This is a genomic window from Fluoribacter dumoffii NY 23, from assembly GCF_000236165.1.
Taxonomy (GTDB): Bacteria; Pseudomonadota; Gammaproteobacteria; order Legionellales; family Legionellaceae; genus Legionella; species Legionella dumoffii.
In genome coordinates, this window is the sequence record NZ_CM001373.1 from 3,018,078 (window position 1) to 3,018,701 (window position 624).

A 624-nucleotide genomic window follows, 5' to 3' on the forward strand; every position below is an offset into this window, starting at 1 on the left:
TAACGTGTGGCTTTTTACGTTCAAATTTTTCCTTCGCCATTGGAAAGTCTCCCCCATTGCTAATTGACATTATGGTGCCCACAACTGGACTCGAACCAACGACCTCTTCCTTACCAAGGAAGTGCTCTACCGCCTGAGCTATGTGGGCTTATATTAGCTTGCTGATTCATACGAACAAGCAAATATTTCTAATTTCTAATTTGGAGCGGGTGATGGGAATCGAACCCACGCTATCAGCTTGGAAGGCTGAAGTTCTACCATTGAACTACACCCGCTTTCTTTCTCTTTTCAACTGGTGGAGGGGGAAGGATTCGAACCTTCGAAGGCAGTGCCGTCAGATTTACAGTCTGATCCCTTTGACCGCTCGGGAACCCCTCCAAAAAGAACGCTATTTTCTTTTAAGATGAATAGAATGTCAACATTTTGTTAACGGCCAATCTAATAAGATGGTGCTGGCACCAGGAATCGAACCCGGGACCTACTGATTACAAGTCAGTTGCTCTACCAACTGAGCTACGCCAGCATATAAGCTCTCTATTGCTTTTTACAAGCACTTTTGTGATATTTATACTTATATCACTTAAATAAAACCCTGGCGATGACCTACTTTCACATGAGGAGACC

The 624-nt window shown here is 43.8% G+C and carries 4 tRNA genes; all 4 read right to left on the minus strand.

The window, feature by feature from the left end:
• Nucleotides 1–72: 72 nt before the first annotated feature.
• Nucleotides 73–148 (minus strand) — tRNA-Thr (locus tag KYQ_RS13765).
• Nucleotides 149–201: 53 nt separating this feature from the next.
• Nucleotides 202–275, minus strand: a tRNA-Gly gene (locus KYQ_RS13770).
• Between the two features lie 18 nt (nucleotides 276–293).
• A tRNA-Tyr gene (locus KYQ_RS13775) sits at nucleotides 294–378 on the minus strand.
• A gap of 69 nt (nucleotides 379–447) precedes the next feature.
• Nucleotides 448–523: transfer RNA gene (locus KYQ_RS13780), tRNA-Thr, on the minus strand.
• Nucleotides 524–624: the final 101 nt, after the last annotated feature.